Genomic DNA, 16,164 nt, shown 5'->3' on the forward strand with positions numbered 1-16,164 from the left:
TCCAATGTTGGATCGCCGGGCACGCCGGCAGACCGGGGAGAGTTTGGATGACGCTTGCGCATTGGGCCGCCGCCCTTGAAGAACATTGGGGGATCAAGGCGAAACTCAGCCGCCTTGATGGGGAGTATGACCTGAACTTCCTGGCCCGCGACGCACATGGCCAGGGCTATATCCTCAAAGCCATGCGCCCGGGCTGTGAGACTTGGCTGGTCGATATGCAGGTGAAAGCCTTTGAGCATATTGCCGCGCGCCAGCCGGATCTGCCCTGCCCCCGGGTGATCGCCTCAGCTGACGGCCGCTCTCTGCTGACACTCCCGGACGAGAATGGCCAGGACCGGCTGGTCTGGCTGCTGAACCAGCTGCCCGGGCGCTGCTATGCCAAGGCCGCGCCGAAAAGCGATGCCCTGATTCATGAGATCGGCGAGGTGCTGGGCGGCTCGGCCAAGGCGCTGGCGGATTTCCGGCACGAAGGTCTGGAGCGCGATTTCAAATGGGATCTGATGCGCGCAGGCTGGATCAGGGACCAGCTGCCCTGCATCACCGATCCGTCGCGCCGTTCGCTCCTTGAAGAGATTTCTGAGGATTTCGCCAAGTTAGAGCCTGCGTTGGCGGCGCTGCCCAAGCAGGCCATTCACAACGACGCCAATGACTACAACATCATGGTGGCGGGTGAACTGGGCGAGCCGCGCCGGGTGTCGGGCCTTATCGACCTGGGTGACATGTGCGCCGCGCCACGGATCTGCGACCTGGCGATTGCTGCGGCCTATATCGTGCTGGACCATCCGGCCCCGGAAGCCGCCCTTGCGGCTTTGGTGGCGGGCTATCACGCGGCCTCTCCGCTGACGCCCGCCGAAGTGGGCATGGTCTGGCCGCTGCTGCGCACGCGGCTGGCTGTCAGCGTTGTGAACTCCACCCTGATGGCGGCGGAGAACCCGGACGATCCCTATGTCACCATCTCGCAAGCGCCGGCCTGGCGGTTCCTTGAGGGCAACACGCTGCATGGCGGTCTGCTGACGGCCCGGCTGCGTGCCGCCTGCGGGCTGCCGGTGGTGGACGGCGCCGGCCGGGTGATGGCCTGGCTTGATCAGGAACGCGGGAACTTCGCCCCGCTGATGGGCCAGGATCTGGCAGGCGCACCAATGGGGTCGCTGTCGGTAGAGCACTCCACCTGGCCGCAGAACCCGTTCCACATGCCCCTGGAGGAAGCCGCCAGGGTCGGCGAGGAGTTTGAAGTCAAAGGCCGCATCTGGCTGGGTTATTATCACGAGCCGCGGCTGATCTACACGGATGCGGCCTTCCGCAAAGGGCGATGGAAAGCCGGCAACCGCCGCACCGTGCATCTAGCCGTCGACGCCTTTGCCTCGGCGGGCACGCCGATGTTTGCGCCGTTGCGCGGTGAGGTCTATGCGGCCGAATACCGCGACGGTCATCTGGATTATGGCGGGGTGATCATCCTGCGGCACGAGACGCCGGAGGGCGATTCGTTCTTTACGCTCTACGGTCATCTGGACCCGGAATGCCTCAACCGGCTGAAGCCCGGCGACATCGTCGAGAAAGGCGAGGAATTTTGCCGCCTGGGCGATCCCGGCCAAAACGGCGGCTGGGCGCCGCATGTGCATTTCCAGCTGGCACTGACCACCGAGGGGATCGAGGCGGACTGGCCCGGTGTCGGCGACCCGGACGAAATGTACCTGTGGCAGTCCCTATGCCCCAACCCGGCGGCGCTGCTGAACCTGCCGGATGAAAAAGTCCGCTATCGCCCCACAAGCAAGGAAGACGTGCTTGCCGGCCGCCGCGCGCATTTCGGCGGCAACCTGAGCCTCACCTACAAAGACCCGGTGATGCTGGTGCGTGGATGGAAACACCACATGTTCGACGAATGGGGGCGGCTCTATCTGGACGCCTACAACAATGTCCCACACGTCGGCCACGCCCATCCGCGCATTCAGGCGGTGGCGGCTGATCAGCTGAAACGGATGAACTCGAACACCCGCTATCTGCATCCGGCGCAGACCGCCTTTGCGAAGAAGGTGCTGTCAAAACTGCCGGACCGGTTCGAAGTCTGCTTTTTCGTGAATTCCGGCACCGAGGCCAATGAGCTGGCCCTGCGCCTGGCCCGCGCCCATACCGGCTCCAAGGGCATGGTGACGCCCGATCACGGCTACCACGGCAACACCACTGGTGCGATTGATATCTCTGCCTACAAATTCAACAAGCCCGGTGGCGGTGGCCAAGCGGACTGGGTTGAGCTGGTGGAAGTTGCCGATGATTACCGCGGCTCTTTCCGGCGCGGCGATCCGGACCGGGCGCAGAAGTTCGCAGATCTCGTAGACCCGGCAATCGCCCGTCTGCGGGAAAAGGGCCATGGTGTTGCCGGGTTCATTGCCGAAACCTTCCCGTCTGTGGGCGGCCAGATCATCCCGCCCAAGGGCTATCTGCCTGCGGTTTATGACAAGATTCGCGCCGCAGGCGGCGTTTGCATCGCAGACGAAGTGCAGACCGGCCTGGGCCGTTTGGGGGACTTCTACTTTGGCTTTGAACATCAGGGGGCGCTGCCGGATATTGTTGTGATGGGCAAACCGATCGGCAATGGGCATCCGCTGGGCGTGTTGGCCACCACCAAGGAAATCGCCGCGAGCTTCGACAACGGCATCGAATTTTTCTCAACCTTTGGTGGCTCGACCCTCTCCTGCCGAATCGGCAAGGAGGTGCTGGACATCGTCGATGACGAAAGCCTGCAGGAAAATGCCCGTGTGGTTGGCGCCCAGCTGTTCGGCGGACTGAAGGCGCTGGAGGGGAAGCACGCCTGCATCGGCGATGTGCGCGGTATGGGCCTGTTTTTGGGGGTGGAACTGATCAATCCGGACGGCTCCGAGGCCACGGAGATCTGTTCCTACGTCAAGAACCGGATGCGCGATCACCGGATCCTGATCGGCAGCGAAGGCCCCAAGGACAATATCCTGAAAATCCGGCCGCCGCTGACGATAGAGCCGGATGATGCGGACATGATCACCAGTGTTCTGGACGGGATCTTGCGCGAGGTGGCGGCGGTCTGACCGCCCCCGCAGCGGCCTTTAGCCAACAAAAAAGGCGGTGGAGAACCACCGCCTTTTCCGTAACTGTGTCGCGAACTTAGTTCGCTGCAACAGCTGCGCCAACCAGGACCAGCAGCAGCAGCGGCAGCAGGATGCCGCTGGAAGAGCCCTGTGCTTCTTCAACGATGACCGGCGGTTCTACAACCGGCTCGGACAGGTTGCCCGCGGTAGCGGTCGAAGCAGCAGCGGTCAGCGCAGCAGCGATAACGAGTTTTTTCATGTTAACCTCCAGAATTTGCGCGGGCCATAAAGCTGAACCGCGCACCCAAGACATACCTCGTATTTTTTTCTAACCAGCAAAATCGCGCGATTGCAATTGCTTGTTATAGTTAACAGGCTAGCGCCCGTTCCCGTGGCGTCAAATTAGCAACACCTGTGTGCCCACTTTGGCAAGGCTGAACAGCTGGGCAATGTGTTCATTGTAAAGCCCGATGCAGCCATTGGATGATTTGCGCCCGATTTTGCGCGTGTCGTGGGTTCCGTGGATCCGGTAATACTTCCAGCTGAGGTACAGCGCATGGGTGCCAAGCGGGTTGTCCGGTCCCGGCGGGACATACGCGGGCCATTCCGGATTGCGCTTGCGCATGTTCGGGGTCGGCGACCAGCTGGGCCCTTCCACCTTGCGCACCACCGTGGTGCGGCCGCGCCGTGTCAGATCGTCCGACAGCGGCACTGAGGAGGGGAACAGCTTGTAGGTATTTCCATCCGCGGACCAGAAGTGCAGCGCCCGGCTGTCGATATCGACGAGAATCGCGCCGTTGCGCAAATTGTCGAAATACGGCCTCCACGTTTTGGACCGGAAAGCAGAGACATTGCGGTGAACCGGCGGTTCCGGCTCCGGCGGCGGCCGCAGCGGATCGTAAGCCTGCTGAGAGAGTCCGGAGTCTTCCTGCGCCAGCGCGGAAGAGGAAATCAGGGCAGCGCTGCCGGCAAGAAACTGCCGCCTGCTGAAGTTCTTAAATGGGATACGGGACATGATTCATTCCAACTTGCGCAATCGGGATCCAGGATTTTTGCATTTTATGGCCGGAAAGCCGCAGTCGCAAACCAATCCGTCACCGCGGTCCGCATATTTCTGCCACCCCGTTTGCCTCCCGGCCACAGGAAGGATAAGTGCAGAAGCATCTGACGGAGCATGAGAGAATTATGAAGCGCGTTTTTCTGCTTATGGCTGCGGCCATTCTGACTGTCGCGGCCGCTTGTACGCCCGCAACCGACTCCAGCAGCACCTACCGCATACGCAATGCGGACAAGGTCCAGATCCGGATGCTCGATTCCGTCAATGCGCTGCGCCAGGCCGCAGGTGCGCAAACGGTTCAACTGAACGCTGAGCTGACCGCCGCCGCCGCGACCCACTCGCGCGATATGTCGGTTCAGAACCGGCCCTGGCATTTCGGCTCCGACGGCTCCTCGCCGCTCGACCGGGTCACACGGGCGGGCTACAATGGCACGCTGCTGGGCGAGAACATCTCGGAAACCTACGAAAATGAGCAGCAAACGCTCACCGCCTGGCTGGAACGGCCCGCCACGCGCGCGGTTATCCTGGATCCGAAGGCTGCGAATATGGGCTTTTCCTGGTTCCAGGAGCCGAACGGAAAAATCTGGTGGACACTGGTAATGGGCAGCTGAGCCGGCGCGCCGTGCGTTAGCACGGCGCCACGCCCAAGGCTGCCAGGAGGTGCCGGCCCCGCCGGCGCATCTGCAGGCGCGGGAGCCCGCCGCCGGGGATTGCGGATCAGGGCCGCAAAGCGATGGTGGTTCCGTCCTGCACCATGGCATAGATCTCTTCGATGTCGTCGTTTGACACCGCGATGCAGCCTGCGGTCCAATCGCTGACCCGCGCTGCGCGCTTGCGCTCCTTCGGGTTGTTGGGCTGCCCGTGAATAAAGATCTCGCCGCCGGGTTTCTTGCCCGCCGCTTGCGCCGCGGTCTGGTCCTGCACATTCGGATATGAGATGCCGACTGACAGGTGGTACCGGCTGTTCGGGTTGCGGCGGTCGATCACATAGGTGCCTTCCGGAGTTTTTCCGTCGCCCTCGAACTGCTTGTGGCCCTGCGGTGCAAAGCCCAGATCAACGTCATATTCCCGCAGCACCTCTTCGTAGTGCAGCAGATACAGCTTGCGCGAGCTCTTGTTGATCACAACCGATGTGACCTGGGGTCCTTCATAAAACTGGAACCTGCGCGCCGCGCTGCCGGTCCTGCTGCAGCCTGCCAGTGCAAGGCTAGCGGCAGCACCGAAACCGAATGCCCTTCTGTTCATTGTTCAGCCTGTATTTTTTGTTTGCCTCTATTCAGGCCATACCGCGAAATCGGGATTAAGAAAATTCACATTTTCCTGTCTTCGCCTGCAGGGCCGGAAATCTTCCGCTCAATGGCCTCCAGACGGGCAAGCACTTCATCCCGGTACGCATCGGTGCGCACGCCCTCTTCCTCGCCGTGCGCGTCCTGCATCGAGTTCACGATCAGGCCAACCAGAAGGTTCACCACCGCAAAGGTGGTCACCATGATGAAGGGCACGAAGAACGCCCAGGCATAGGGGTGAACCTCCATCACCGGCCGCACGATCCCCATTGACCAGCTTTCCAGTGTCATGATCTGGAACAGCGAATAGGCGCTGCGTCCCAGATCGCCGAACCACTCCGGGAAATCCTGGCCGAACAGCTTGGTAGAGATCACCGCGCCGATATAGAAAATGATCGCCATCAGCAGAAAGACAGAGCCCATTCCGGGCAGCGCGGTAATGAAGCCTTCGACCACCCGTCGCAGCCTTGGCGCCACCGAGATGACCCGCAGAACCCGCAGAATGCGCAGTGCCCGCAGAACCGACAGCCCCTGCGCTGCCGGCACCAGCGCAATGCCGACAATTACGAAATCAAACACATTCCAGCCGCTTAAGAAGAACCGCAGGCGGCGCACGTAAAGCTTGGCCAGGATTTCGACGACAAAGATCGACAGGCAGGCGTGGTCAATCAGGTAGATCAGGTCGCCAGCTCTGGCCATTACTGATGGTGCAGTTTCCAGTCCCAAAGTGACTGCATTGACCAGGATGACAGCGGTGATGAAACGGCCAAAGCCTGCACTGTCCAGAAAGGCTTCGAGCCGGCGTGTCGGGGTGGTCGCTGGGGTGTCGGTCATTTCAGTCTTTCAGGGTGAATCGCGCAACAGCTTCGATATGGGCAGACCAGCGGAACTGGTCAACAACCTGGACCCAGCCGAGGTCATAGCCCGCTGCGGCCAGCGTTTTGGCATCCCGGGCAAAGCTGACGGGGTTGCAGGACACATAGGCGATCACTGGCGTGCGGGCTTTGGCCAGCTGCGCGACCTGGGCTTCGGCGCCGGCCCGGGGCGGGTCGATCACTGCCGCGTCAAAGGCGGCGCCGAACGGGTTCAGATCTTCGGGCAGCAGCGGATTGCGGAACAGGTCGCGGGCTTCGGTGGTGACTTTTTTCAGCCCCTTGGCCTTGCGCCAGCCGGCGTCCAGCGCCGCCACCATATCCCGCTCTCCCTCGACTGCGTGCACCTCGGCAGCCTGCGCCAGAGGCAGCGCAAAGGTGCCGCAGCCGGCAAACAGATCAACGATCCGCTTGGCGCCCCTGGTGATTTCCAACACAGCGGCCAGCAGCGCGGCCTCGCCGTCTTTGGTGGCCTGCAGAAAGGCTCCCGGCGGCGGGCAGACCAGGGCGGGACCAAACGGCTGCACCGGCGGCTGCTCCATCGCGACCAGTTCGTCGTCCCAGGTCAGGCGGGCAATCCGGTGCTTCTCTGCCAGCTGTGCCAGCGCGATCCGCAACGGCCCGTCCAGTGGCTTGCCGTTCTGGACAAACATATCCAGGCCCGCGTACGAGGCGGTGACCGTGACCGACAACGGCGTTTTGCGGCTGGCTCCGGCCAGGGCCAGCGATTCCGCTACCGGAATTGCCGCCATCAAGGCGGGGTCCAGCAGCCGGCAATCGGGAATCTCTGTAATCACGTCCGACGCCTGGCCGTGGAATCCGGCCATCGCACCCTTCTTGGTGCGCCGCACCGCAAGCGTGGCCCGGCGGCGGGACTGGGACGGCGAGGTGTGGACAGGCCGGAACTCCGTCTTCAGCCCCTGCGCGGTAAGCGCATTGCGCACCACATCCGTTTTCCACTGCGCCACAAAGCCATCACTGGCGTGCTGCAGCTGACAGCCGCCGCAGGACTTGTAGTGCCGGCAGGGCGGCTGCACCCGGTGCTCCGACGGCGTCTCGATGCGGATGCTGGTCAAGCGGCTGCCCTCGGCAATGCCGCTGACAACCTCGCCCGGAAGGGTGCGCGGGGCAAACAAGGGGCCGTCGGCCACGCCATCGCCCTGATGGCCCAGCCGGCTGATCGTTGCTGTAATTCTGGCTGCGTCTGTCATGGCGGCTCAATAGCGCGCCACAGGGGCCAGCAAAAGCAAAATGCGCCGGCAGGTTTACTCCGCCGCCGCCTGCTCCTCGCCCGTGCAGATGAAACCGCCGGACTGGCGCGCCCAGAACTGCGCGTATAGACCGCCCGTGGCCAGCAGTTCATCGTGGCTGCCGCTTTCGGCAATGCGCCCCCTGTCCATCACGATGATCCGGTCCATTTCGCTAAGCGTCGACAGACGGTGGGCAATCGCCAGCACCGTCTTGCCCTCCATCACCCGGTGCAGCGCCGCCTGAATTGCGGCCTCAACCTCAGAATCCAGCGCCGAGGTTGCCTCGTCCAGCACCAGGATCGGCGCGTCCTTCAGAATGGCGCGCGCCAGTGCAATCCTCTGCCGCTGTCCGCCGGACAGTTTCACCCCCCGCTCGCCAAGATACGCGTCATAGCCGGTGCGGCCCTGGCCGTCCTCCAGTTCTGTGATGAACTCATGCGCCTCAGCCTTCTGCGCCGCCGCGATCAGCTCTTCCTCAGTGGCGTCAGGCCGGCCATAGAGAATATTCTGCCGTGCCGAGCGGTTGAACATGGCGGTTTCCTGGGTGACCATGCCGATCTGGCTGCGCAGCGAATTCTGGGTGACGGTGGAAATATCCTGTCCGTCGATCAAAATCTTCCCGTTCTCCCCTTCATAGAGCCTGAGAAGAAGCGATACGAGCGTGGACTTCCCGGCCCCTGAGGCACCAACGATGCCCAGCTTCTCCCCCGGATGAATGGTCAGGCCAACGCCCTGCACCCCGCCCACATCCCGGCCATAGGCAAACTCCACCTGGTCAAAAGCAATTTCACCCTTGCTGACCTTCAACGGCTTGGCACCGGGCTTATCCTCAACCCTGTCGCGGACGGACAGGGTTTTCATGCCGTTCTCGATCTCGCCCACGTTGGAATAGATCGCCATCAGCGTGAAGCTGACCCAGCCGGTCATCTGAGCGATGCGGATCGAGACCGCGCCAGCCGCCACGATGTCGCCTTCGGTGGCCGTGCCCGACTGCCACAGAAACAGCGTTGCGCCGATCAGCAGCACCGGCAAAATGCCTGCTAGGCACATCAGGGAGAAGCGGAAGCTGGCGGAGAGGTAACCGAAATGCAGCGACTTGTCGCGGAAACGCACCATGGCGTCCTGGGCGGTGCGTTCCTCATGGTCGGCATGGGCAAACAGCTTGACCGTCTTGATGTTGGTGATCGAGTCGACAACCTGCCCGGTTACCATCGCCCGCGCCCCGGCCCGTGCGCCAGAGCGTTTGCGGATGCGCGGCAGAAACCAGCGGATCAGCGCGAAATAAGCGATCAGCCACACCAGGAACACTGCGGTGATGCGCCAATCAATAGAGCCTAACAAGGCCAAAGAGCCCGCAAGAGAGGCCAGCGCAAAGGCCACCACATTGATCATCTCAGTGGTCACGGAGGTGACGGCAGTTGCCGTCTGCATCTGCTTCTGAGCGATCCGGCCGGCAAAATCATCGTCGAAGAACCGCACCGATTGACCCAGCGTCCACCGGTTCAGCCGCGACAGCACCAGCGGGTTCACATTGGGCTGCACGATAATGGCGTTGGAGGCGGCAGACAGGCCAAACAGCACCGGGCGTACAATAAGGAAGAAGCCCAGCGCCAATGCGATGACCGCCACATTGCCGGCCGAGAAAAACTGTTCCGGCCCGCTGGCGATTGCGGTGTCGATGACCATCCCCAGGATAAAGGCGGTACCCGCCTCCATCCCGCCGGCAAGTGCTGAAAAAGCCGCCGCCAGCACCAGCATGGGCCATGCCCCGGCCAGACACCAGCGCAGGAAGGATCCCAGCCTTTGCGGCGGCGGGCCCTCTGCCGGGCGGAAGGCGTCGATCAGGTTGCCAATTGTCATTCTGCTGCCTCAATACTCAGGAAGCCGCCGGACTGGCGCGCCCATAGCTGGGCATAAAGCCCCTGCGCCTGCAATAGCGCCTCATGCGAGCCTTCTTCAACTATACGGCCCTGATCCATTACCAGGATACGGTCCATCTGCGCGATGGTGGACAGCCGGTGTGCAATCGCAATTACCGTCTTGCCCTGCATCATGCCGTAAAGCGTTTCCTGTATCGCCGCCTCAACCTCGGAATCCAGCGCCGAGGTAGCCTCGTCCAGCACCAGAATCGGCGCGTCTTTCAGGATCACCCGCGCCAGAGTCACCCGCTGGCGCTGGCCGCCGGACAACTTCACCCCGCGCTCGCCCACGTGGGCATCATAGCCCTTTCGGCCCTGGGGGTCCTCCAGGTCCAGAATGAACTCATGCGCCTGCGCTTGTTTGGCAGCGGCGATCATCTGCGCTTCGGTCGCGTCCGGGCGTCCGTACAGCAGATTATCCCGGACCGAGCGATGCATCAGCGCGCTGTCCTGCTGAACCATACCGATGTAGCTGCGCAGGCTTTCCTGTGTCACCGCCCGGATGTCCTGGCCGTCGATCAGGATCTGACCGCTGTCAGCGTCATAGAACCGCAGAAGCAGTTTCACCAGGGTCGATTTCCCGGCGCCAGAGCGTCCGATCAGGCCGATCTTCTCGCCCGGCTGGATGGTCAGGCTGATCCTGTCCAGCCCGCCCGCCTCCCGCCCGTAATGGTGCGAAAGGTTGCGCAGCTCGATCTCTCCCTTGGTCAGCTTCAGCGGTTCCGCATTGGCAGCATCCACCAGGTCGATCGGCTGGGCGATGGTTTCCATCCCCTCGGCCACAACCCCCAGCTGGCGGAAGAAGGAGGTCAGCGCCCACATGATCCAGCCGGTCATTGCATTCAGCCGCAGGGTCAGCGCCGTGGCCGCCGCCACCAGACCGACCGAGGCCGTCCCCTGCATCCACAGCATCACGGCCCAGCCGACGACGCCGATAATAAGCAGACCGTTCAGCGTGACCAGCGTGGCATCCATGATGGTGAAGATGCGCATCTCTGTCTGGAACGTCTTGCGGGTGTTTTCGATTGCCTCGCGGGCATAGGTCAGCTCCCGGTCGTGATGGGCAAACATCTTGACCGAGTGGATGTTGGAATAGCTGTCAACCACCCGCCCCGTCACGGTCGAGCGCGCGTCTGACGACGCCTGGCTGGCCGGCCCGACCCGTTTGACGGTCCACATCACGAGAAGCGCATAAAGCGCGAACCAGACAGCCAGCGGCAGCATCAGCCGCACATCGGCCACCCACAGAAGCACCGCAGCGCCAACCAGGTAAGCCAGGGAAAAGGTGATCGCATCAAACACCTGAAAGATCACTTCCCCAGCGGCGGGCGGGGTCTGCATGATCCGGTTGGCGATCCGGCCGGCAAAATCATTCTCGAACCAGCCCACCGATTGGCGCAGCACATGCTTGTGCGCCCGCCAGCGGATCAGCGTGCCAAAGTTCGGCAGGATCGCATTGTTCAGCAGCGCGACGTCCAAAAGCTGAATCACTGGCCGCAGCAGCAGAATGAACAGGGCGACCAGGATCAGCTCAGTCCCATGGTCGTCCCACACCTGCTGGGGCGTACCCGACATCAGGTCGACGATCCGGCCCATATAGTAGATCAGCCCGACCTCGATCCCGGCGACCACCACCGACATAAGCGCGGTCAGGACAAAGACGGATTTGAACGGCTTGCAATAGTCGCGCAGGAAAGGCCACAGCCGCGTCGGCGGCGTGTTGGTTTCCGGGTAGGCGCAATAAGGGTCAATAAGATTTTCAACGAAGCGAAACATGCGGATGCTCCAGTCGTTCGAGCAATTCGGAATACAGATGCAGACAGCGGGCGGCCCAAGGCCCCCACGTCAAACGGGGCAAGGTCTCAGGCGTTAAAGAAACCAGATCCCGTAATACATCAGCATTCCTCCGTCATGTGGTGGCTGCCCTATGGGTACGCAAGATTTGCCGCCGTGTCACCCCCCAAGGTTGTGACGCTGCTGACAGCCCTTGTCAGCGGAGGGAAGCCAGCAACTCCTCGCGCGAAAGAGTGAACCCGGAAGCGATCCAGTTTGCTTCCATTTTCTTCATCGCTGCCCCCAATTCCGGCCCGGCTAAACCGGGCAGGAGATCGCGGGCTTTTACCGGGAAAACCGCTCTGGCGCCCAGCGCAATATCAGTCTCTAAATCAGGGGAAAGCGGCTGTTGAAACAGGGCAGCGCGCAGCAGAAGCGCATCCAGCGCCTTCTCCGCACCCAGCCGGTATCCCAGCTCTCCTGCCTGCGCAGTGCCAGCCGCTGCCTTCCGGATTGCGGCTAGGTGAGAGGCCTGCGCCTTGCTCAGCCTCAGGGCCTCCTGCAGGCCTTCCCCGCCCAGCACGGCAAGGCGGCGGATGCCAGAGGCCGTTCGCCCGGCCTCCAAATGAATCAGCGGCCCAAGCGTCCGGTCATCAGCGCCGGGCAGAATCTGCGCCAGAACGCCTGCCTGCCGCATTGCTGCAACAGACGGCGCAGGATCGGGCGCCGCCAGCAGCTTCAACAGCTCCGCGCCGACCCGCTCTTTGGACAGCGAGGCCAGACCGTCCAGATTGGCGGAAATCGCCGCCAGCGCATCCGGATCAAATCCCTCTGCCTGATCGCCGTACCAGGCGTGAAAGCGGAAATACCGCAAGCTGCGCAGGTAATCCTCGCGGATGCGGTGTTCCGCGGTACCGATGAACCGCACCCGGCGCTTGGTCAGATCCGCAAGCCCGCCCAGCGGATCGACGATCTCGCCATCCGGGCGCGCATAGATCGCGTTCATGGTGAAATCGCGGCGGCGGGCGTCCTCAGTGATGTCGGTGGAAAACGCCACAACAGCCCGGCGGCCATCGGTCGCCACGTCTTTGCGGAAGGTGGTGATTTCGTGCGGGATGCCATTTTTGACCAGAGTCACTGTGCCGTGGTCGATCCCGGTCGGCACCGCCTTGATCCCGGCGCGGGCGGCCAGTTCCATCACCTGCTCCGGCCGCGCGTCGGTGGCGATGTCCATGTCGGAGACCGGCTCGCACAGCAGTGCGTTGCGCACGCATCCGCCGACAAACAGCACCTGCGCGCCATCCGCCGTGACAGCCTCGAACACCGCCTGCGTTGCTTGGTCGTTCAGCCAGGGCTGGTCAATCCGCATTAGCTCTCCATCCGTGCCGCAAAGCCGCGCAGCATCCGCGCGGTGGCGCCCCAAATGTAATAGGGCCCATAGGGAACGGTATAATAGCGCCGGCGGGTGCCGCGCCAGCGGCGCGATTCGATGATGTAGTTTTCTGTGTCCAGAACGTGCCCCAGCGGCACTGAAAACACTTCGGCCACTTCCCCGGCTTCCGGTCGGGCCGCGAAGTCTTCGCGGATCAGCGCAACAACCGGGGTGACGGAGAATCCGGTCACTGTCTCGTGCTCCGGCAGACAGCCAAGGATTTCGGGCAGGTCCTGCGGCAGTCCGATTTCCTCCCAGGCCTCGCGCAGGGCGGCAGCGCAGGCGTCCTTGTCGCCCGCATCGACCTTGCCGCCGGGAAACGCGATCTGTCCCGGATGGTGCTTGAGCGCCGAGGACCGTTTGGTCAGGATCAGCCGCGGCACGCCCGACGCAATGGAAACCGGCACCAGAACCCCGGCATCCCGCAGCTTGCGCCCCTCCGGCAGCACCGTGCCTGGGTTGAGGTCAAAGTCGGAAGAGCCGCCGCCCTGAAGCTGCAGCGCAGCGGCTATTCTGTCCTTAAGATTCCGAGCCGCCTCATTCACTGGGCGGATTTTCCGCTTCAAAGCCCAGCGACGCGGGATCCAGGTCATAATGCGCACCGCAGAACTGGCAGTCCGCAGTCACCCGGCCGTCATCCGTGGTCATCTTCTCAATGTCCTTCGCCGAGTAGATCGACAGGCTCTGGCGCACACGATCTTCCGAGCAGGTGCAGCCGAAGCGCACCGGCTGGAAATCGTAGACGCGGGGTTGTTCCTCGTGAAACAATCGGACCAGCAGGTCGGCGGGGGTGACCGACGGGCCGATCAATTCCAGATCTTCAACTGTGTTCAGCAGCATGGTGACGCGGTTCCAGTTCTCTTCCTCGTCGCCGGTCACCAGATCGGAGGCTTGCAGAACCTCGCCCGTTCCTTCGCCCTGGGCCGCGAAGGGCGACGCCTTGGGCATGCTCTGCAGCATCACACCGCCGGCGCGCCAATGCTCGGGCACGCCGGGTTCAGCCGATTTGCCAAAGCTCAGCTTGAACATCGTGGGCAGCTGTTCGGACTGGGCGAAATACGCCTCGGCGCAAGCGCTGAGCGAGCCTTGGGCCAGCGGGGTGATGCCCTGATAGGGCTGGGTGCCGGTGCCCTGGTCGATCAGAATCGCGAAATACCCTTCGCCCACCTGCTCGAACGGATCGCCATCGGTCAGGCGGCTGCGGTCAAAGCTGGCATAGGCGCGGATCTTGCCGATCTCACCTTCTTTCTGCGGTGCATAATAATCGGTGGCAATCATCCGCACCGCGCCCTTGGACTGTACCTGCAGCGACAGTTTCCAGCGCAGCGAAATCGTTTGGCCAATGAGCGCCGTCAGCAGCGCCATCTCAGCGACCAAAGCTTCAACCGCTGGCGGATAATCATGCTGTTTCAGGATACCATCCAGCACGCCGTCCAGCCGCGCCACGCGGCCGCGCATGTCGGATACATCAAGCTGGAAGGGCAGGACAGTGTCGTCCCACGCGATTTTAGAACCAAGAGTCATGGGGTTTCCTTAAGCGCCGGGGATTGGCATACCGGGGCTATATAGGAGAAACGCCGCTGGAGTGAAGGGGGCTGCCCGTGATCAGACGTTTTGGCGACACCCCGCAAAAAGGCCAGCGCTACCGGATGCGGCCGGGGGCCTATGCGCTGCTGCCGCGCGGCGGCAAGCTGCTGATCACCTGCCAGTACGACCCCCACCCCGACCTGCAGCTGCCGGGCGGCGGCATCGACCCTGGCGAATCGCCGGTCCCTGCCCTGCACCGGGAGGTGTATGAAGAAACCGGCTGGAAAATCTCCGCCCCGCGCAAACTGGGGGTATTCCGGCGTTTTGCCTATATGCCGGAATACGATCTGTGGGCCGAGAAGCTGTGCCACATTTATGTGGCCCGACCGCTGCGCCGCATCGGCCCGCCGTTGGAGGACGGGCATGAAGCGCTGTGGATCGATCCGCAGGAGGCTGCCGTCAGGCTGGGCAACGCCGGCGACCGCCATTTTGCAGCCCGGCTGGCAGCACGCCTGTGAAATCTGGCTAAACCCACCTCCCAAATACACAAAATCCCAGCCGCGGCCGGGATACCATCAGTCAGAAGCTGAGGCAGGTTCAGGGGCCTTGATATTCGAACAAGGTGGCTGAAACGTCATCTTCCAGCCCGTGCTCTTTGCTCATTACCTGGGTCAGGTGCCAGTACAGATCGTCCAGGAATTCCTTGCCGCTTTGGCCGGATCCGCATTTCTCGACCAGTTCAAGCAGGCCCTCGGGTTCCAGCATGGAACCATCTTCCAGCCGCGCCTCGGTGAAACCGTCAGAGAACAGCAGCAGGCGGTCGCCGCGCTCCATGGTGAATTCTTCCTGGCTGTAGCCGATATCCGGCACCAGCCCCACCGGAACGCCGCCTTTGCCGATAAATTCCATCTTGCCGTTTTTTCGCAGCAGCAGCGGGTGCGGATGCCCGGCCTGCACCATCTTGACGACCCCGCTGCGCAAGTCAGCAATGCAGTAGGCCATGGTGAAGTATTCTTCGATGCCGGTGTCGGCGATCAGCCGGGCATTCAGCAGGCTGGCCACTTCTTCCGGCTGGCGCAGGGCGTAGAAACGGTTGAACCGCTTTTCCATGCCGACGTTCTGATCGAAATAGTTGGAGGACAGGTATCCGCCCAGCCGCGCCGTCATCATTGCGGAGGTGATGCCATGACCCGACACGTCAATGGAGTAGAAGCCAATTCTGTTCACGCCGGGAGAGAACATGCCCACTAGGTCGCCGCCGATGTGCCCGCAGGGTTTCAGCAGCAGGCTGACGGTCGAAGAGCCAAAGGTCTTGGACAGTTCCGGCACCAGCGATTCCTGGATCTTGCGCGCCTGGATCAGGTCCTTGTCGATCGCATCATACACCCGCTGCAGCTCACCCAGGGTTTCGGAGACGATACGGTTCTTTTCTGACAGCTCCCGCTGCATGCGCAGAATCCGCTCCCCCGCGGAAATGCGCGCGCGCAGCTCATCAGAACTCACCGGCTTGGTCAGGAAATCATCGGCGCCGGCATCAAGCCCCTCGGCAACCTCGTTCTTTTCGCTTTTGGAGGTCAGCAGGATGAAGTAGGCGTAATCCCCGCTTGAGCGGGCCCGGAAGGCGCGGCAGAACTCCAGCCCGTTCATGCCCGGCATCATCCAGTCGCTGAGGATCAGATCCGGCGTTTCCGCCTGGCAGATCTCCATCGCTGCCTCGCCGCTCTCGGCCTCGACGACCTCAAAACCCCATTTCTTGAGTGAAGCGACAAGGATGCGTCTTTGCAGGCGGCTGTCGTCGACAACCAGCACACGGCGTATTGATCCGGCCACTGTGTGGTCCTCGTTGTCCATCGAACTTTCTGGCAGCACCGAAGGCACCTCACAAATGGCATAATCAGACAGTCTTGTGATACTATCGGTCCAGAAATTTAACAGGCGGTGAAACCTAAAATTTGAGCTTCCCCCTTTATTTCACTATATTTTTACTGCAAT

14 protein-coding genes are annotated in these 16,164 nt (G+C 62.2%); 3 read left to right on the top strand and 11 right to left on the bottom strand.

What is annotated here, in order from left to right; translation table 11 throughout:
* The first annotated feature begins 47 nt into the window (after positions 1-47).
* Positions 48-3,056 (top strand): aminotransferase class III-fold pyridoxal phosphate-dependent enzyme, encoded by a 3,009-nt coding sequence (locus tag R2C4_RS17915; RefSeq protein WP_141891643.1) that lies wholly within the window; start codon positions 48-50, stop codon positions 3,054-3,056.
* Positions 3,057-3,132: 76 nt separating this feature from the next.
* On the opposite strand, the gene R2C4_RS17920 is transcribed toward R2C4_RS17915, so the two are convergent.
* Positions 3,133-3,315: a hypothetical protein gene (locus R2C4_RS17920; protein ID WP_008557026.1), complete on the bottom strand. Its 183-nt coding sequence runs from the start codon at positions 3,313-3,315 to the stop codon at positions 3,133-3,135.
* A gap of 138 nt (positions 3,316-3,453) precedes the next feature.
* Positions 3,454-4,071: a L,D-transpeptidase gene (locus tag R2C4_RS17925; RefSeq protein WP_141891644.1), complete on the bottom strand. Its 618-nt coding sequence runs from the start codon at positions 4,069-4,071 to the stop codon at positions 3,454-3,456.
* Positions 4,072-4,241: 170 nt separating this feature from the next.
* Here R2C4_RS17925 and dalA point away from each other — a divergent pair, with 170 nt between their 5' ends.
* Positions 4,242-4,724, top strand: a complete 483-nt coding sequence (gene dalA, locus R2C4_RS17930) for a divisome-associated lipoprotein DalA (RefSeq protein WP_058287341.1) — start codon at positions 4,242-4,244, stop codon at positions 4,722-4,724.
* 106 nt (positions 4,725-4,830) lie between these two features.
* Here dalA and R2C4_RS17935 read toward each other — a convergent pair whose 3' ends face one another.
* The 8 genes from R2C4_RS17935 to hslO form a co-directional block, all read right to left on the bottom strand.
* Complete coding sequence (locus tag R2C4_RS17935; RefSeq protein ID WP_058287342.1) at positions 4,831-5,358, bottom strand: L,D-transpeptidase family protein; 528 nt, start codon at positions 5,356-5,358, stop codon at positions 4,831-4,833.
* A gap of 65 nt (positions 5,359-5,423) precedes the next feature.
* A complete protein-coding gene (locus tag R2C4_RS17940; RefSeq protein ID WP_058287343.1) occupies positions 5,424-6,233 on the bottom strand; it encodes an ion transporter in 810 nt (269 codons plus the stop codon).
* Position 6,234: 1 nt separating this feature from the next.
* The gene (locus tag R2C4_RS17945) at positions 6,235-7,482 is read right to left on the bottom strand and encodes a class I SAM-dependent RNA methyltransferase (protein ID WP_141891645.1); all 1,248 of its coding nucleotides are present in this window, start codon (positions 7,480-7,482) and stop codon (positions 6,235-6,237) included.
* 54 nt (positions 7,483-7,536) lie between these two features.
* Entirely contained in the window at positions 7,537-9,381 is a 1,845-nt protein-coding gene (locus R2C4_RS17950) for an ABC transporter ATP-binding protein (protein WP_141891646.1), read from the bottom strand.
* Positions 9,378-11,216, bottom strand: coding sequence for an ABC transporter ATP-binding protein (locus tag R2C4_RS17955; protein ID WP_141891647.1), 1,839 nt, complete (start codon positions 11,214-11,216; stop codon positions 9,378-9,380). Before R2C4_RS17955 ends, R2C4_RS17950 begins: the two co-directional genes overlap by 4 nt.
* A gap of 214 nt (positions 11,217-11,430) precedes the next feature.
* Positions 11,431-12,582: a CCA tRNA nucleotidyltransferase gene (locus R2C4_RS17960; protein WP_141891648.1), complete on the bottom strand. Its 1,152-nt coding sequence runs from the start codon at positions 12,580-12,582 to the stop codon at positions 11,431-11,433.
* The gene (locus R2C4_RS17965) at positions 12,582-13,190 is read right to left on the bottom strand and encodes a CoA pyrophosphatase (protein WP_208764503.1); all 609 of its coding nucleotides are present in this window, start codon (positions 13,188-13,190) and stop codon (positions 12,582-12,584) included. Before R2C4_RS17965 ends, R2C4_RS17960 begins: the two co-directional genes overlap by 1 nt.
* Positions 13,183-14,169: an Hsp33 family molecular chaperone HslO gene (gene hslO / locus R2C4_RS17970; RefSeq protein WP_141891649.1), complete on the bottom strand. Its 987-nt coding sequence runs from the start codon at positions 14,167-14,169 to the stop codon at positions 13,183-13,185. The genes R2C4_RS17965 and hslO overlap by 8 nt, the downstream gene beginning before the upstream one ends.
* A gap of 77 nt (positions 14,170-14,246) precedes the next feature.
* Here hslO and R2C4_RS17975 point away from each other — a divergent pair, with 77 nt between their 5' ends.
* On the top strand, positions 14,247-14,690 hold the full coding sequence (locus R2C4_RS17975; protein ID WP_008558073.1) for an NUDIX hydrolase: 444 nt from the start codon (positions 14,247-14,249) through the stop codon (positions 14,688-14,690).
* Positions 14,691-14,769: 79 nt separating this feature from the next.
* Here R2C4_RS17975 and R2C4_RS17980 read toward each other — a convergent pair whose 3' ends face one another.
* Positions 14,770-16,023, bottom strand: a complete 1,254-nt coding sequence (locus tag R2C4_RS17980; RefSeq protein WP_141892127.1) for a PP2C family protein-serine/threonine phosphatase — start codon at positions 16,021-16,023, stop codon at positions 14,770-14,772.
* Positions 16,024-16,164 lie beyond the last annotated feature (141 nt).

This window comes from Leisingera aquaemixtae (assembly GCF_006740765.1).
Classification (GTDB): Bacteria; Pseudomonadota; Alphaproteobacteria; order Rhodobacterales; family Rhodobacteraceae; genus Leisingera; species Leisingera aquaemixtae.